Source organism: Ruminococcus sp. (assembly GCF_017650195.1).
Lineage (GTDB): Bacteria > Bacillota > Clostridia > Oscillospirales > Ruminococcaceae > Ruminococcus.
The window spans coordinates 1-2,832 of the sequence record NZ_JAGCFH010000030.1; the positions used below are offsets into that span (position 1 = coordinate 1).

Consider the following 2,832-nt stretch of genomic DNA (forward strand, 5'->3'; position numbering starts at 1 on the left):
AACGGAATTGTCTCAGTGCTGATGACAGTGGTTAATGTTTCAGTTGAGGTGATTTCAGTAAGCGTTGTAGTCACCGTAGTAGTCTCAGTTGTTGTTTCAGGTTCTGTTGTTGTAGTCTCAGTTGTAGTCTCGGTAGTTGTAGTTGTTGTGGTCTCCGTCGTTGTTGTGGTAGTCTCAGTAGTAGTTGTTGTTGTCGTTTCAGTGGTAGTCTCAGTAGTTGTAGTTGTTGTTTCAGTAGTAGTGGTTGCTGCCGGAGCACCTTCGATTGCTCTGAAGTTGTATCCGTACTTCTCTGCATAAGCCTGTGCAGTAGAGCCTGCATAGCCTATTATAACACCGTTGCCAAAGGTGGGACCTCCATCGCCGCTAGATTGGGCTACGCATATAGTATTTCCGTCGTCGTAGATCTGGCAGTTAGGATTTTCTATCCTGATCTCCTTGAGTTTGGTACATTTTGTAAACGCCTTTTCGCCGATCTTAACGACATTTTCTGGCAGTGTAATGCTTTCTATCGCCGACTCTGCAAAAGCTTTGACGTTGATTATGATAGGAAGCGAACACCCGTCCTTGCATCTTATGGTTATATTGCCTTTTAAATCCTTGCCGTTTGAGATAACTATCTCATCTTCTAAAACAATATAATTCTTGTCTCTTTTAAATTCGTTGCACAGTACTTCATTCGGATCATTCTCCGACGAATCTTCGGCATAAACATCCGTGTATGTTTTTACTGTACTCAATGCTGCATAGCCGCCGTTGACAACGGCTGAAGGCAGTGTTCCGCTCAATATAAGTGCAGAAAGACATACAGCAGCTAACTTAGTGACTTTCATAAACACCTCCGAAATATCAATAAAAAATCATCCCGCTGCGGACTATCCGCAGCTTATTGTTTCTTTGCTTTCCCCGGTCCGCACCCTCGTCCCGTCAGTCAATGCATGGTTATTAATGATAAGCGATAAAAATACGTTTGTACTGTGTCTGAGCTTAACAATTATTTGGGATACGAACCCCATGCCGCTCTCGGCACTGCCAAACTTTATGCTTCCCTTACGGAAAGCCTATTCTGCATTCGCCCTGCCGTGACTACACCTTTAAGCTCATATAAGCTCAGTCAACCAGTTGAGCGCCTGTATCTTGTTATCGGTCACACGAAACTCCTTTGCCATTTTATCTATCTTTTTCTGGAGTTTCCCGACGTCTACCGTGCTGAGTATTTTTATCTCGGTCATTCTCGCACGTTTAGCCGTCTGACTGGCATTGGAAACAATATCTTTATATACAGCGATCTTCACCTTGAGAGCGTCTCTCGCGGCAATAAGCTCTGTAATGCTTTTTTCTTCGGAAATAGTAACGCAGTTAGTATGGTTTATCCTGCGCATAAGCTCTTCAAGCCGTGATATAGAGCTGTCAAGCTCTTTCAGGAGCACCTGCGGATTCTCGGCAGGCTTTTCATTTTCCTGTACTATCACATTATTGAGTAGCCTGCTTCTGAGCTGTTCTATACTAATATTAAGATCTGCTCTTTCCTGTAACGCTTCTGCAAGTTTCATATCATCACTCCATATTAAGATGTATTGCTGAAAGCGGAGAGCTGAAATATATGATTATGTGATTACTTATTACATTGTTCCGTGTTTTTTTACGGTAATCTGATCTAATCCAACTCTGAACACTCAGATCATTCTCTCATTTATCGTTGTAGTCGTAAAACATTTCGTCTATGAGCCTGTCATAGTCGCTGCTGTCTCCGAAAGCCGCCTTTATCAGAGAGCCTGCGTTTCTGAATGCAAGTCTGATATAAAGCCAATCCCCCATGTCATCAAACTTCCGTGTGGAGTTGATAAGGTGATTATTCTTAAGACAGCCGTACTTTTTCCCCTCCTTCTTGCCATATCGGCGAATATTCATTGCGGTAGTGATATCTTCTCCGGCTTTCTTTTTAGCGAAGCCGCCAACTGCGTCGAATGTGGACTTTTCAGCCCAGAAGATACCACAGTACAATCCTGTGAGTTTAAAACCCAAACGACATAAAATCTCATTTACCCTGATCGGGAACGAATAGCGTTCAAACCTTATAGGAGCGCCGCCGCCAATATATTTTCCGCTGTTAAGCATTCCAAGTATCTCGCGGAAAGTATTTTCAGTCATACGGTTGTCACAATCGATAGTGACTATGACCCTGCCCCTTGCTGCGCTTATTCCCGTATTTCTTACAGCCGCTATACACCTGCTTTCATCCATTGCCACTATGGCTCCATTTGCAACTGCCAGCTCTGCGGTACGGTCCGTACATCTGTTGCACACAACGATTATCTCAACGCCGCACTTTACGCGCTCAGCAGCACGATTAACACTGTTTATGCATCTTACAACGTATCGTTCTTCATTATGTGCAGGGATTATAACTGAGACCGTTATATTATTTGACATTATGAACATTCCTTCCCCATAGTGTGTTCACTTTTCTTATAAATTATACCACTTTTTTTACTACCAGTCAATAGTTTTTAGCTTTTAATACTATATTAAAAAAAGAAATTTATTCTATTGGGGTATATAGAAACTAAATATCGATTTCTAAAAAAACGAGCAAATCAACCGTAATGCGTTGTTATCCAGCTCCTGCTGATTTTTGTCAAGGGCTGTTTTCTAAGCAAAAAGCTGACAATTGTCAATGCGAAAAATTAGAAAATTCTTTTCTTTATTAAATGTTATAATCATTGTCGATAGCACTTTTTGACCATATGAGCAAAAAACGATAAGCACTGTTCACAATAACTCGAATGCGAGCCTGTTGATTCTTAATATTGGTTAATTCTTTTTTTGTAT

General features: G+C 41.5%; 3 protein-coding genes. All 3 read right to left on the reverse strand.

The features are described 5' to 3' along the window. Positions 1-833 (reverse strand): leucine-rich repeat protein (locus J6U00_RS01255; RefSeq protein WP_296577806.1); only part of this gene is annotated, 833 nt, incomplete at its 3' end. A gap of 267 nt (positions 834-1,100) precedes the next feature. After that, positions 1,101-1,553, reverse strand: coding sequence for a DIP1984 family protein (locus J6U00_RS01260; protein WP_296577808.1), 453 nt, complete (start codon positions 1,551-1,553; stop codon positions 1,101-1,103). 136 nt (positions 1,554-1,689) lie between these two features. Next, positions 1,690-2,433: a glycosyltransferase gene (locus J6U00_RS01265; RefSeq protein WP_296577810.1), complete on the reverse strand. Its 744-nt coding sequence runs from the start codon at positions 2,431-2,433 to the stop codon at positions 1,690-1,692. Between the last annotated feature and the right edge of the window lie 399 nt (positions 2,434-2,832).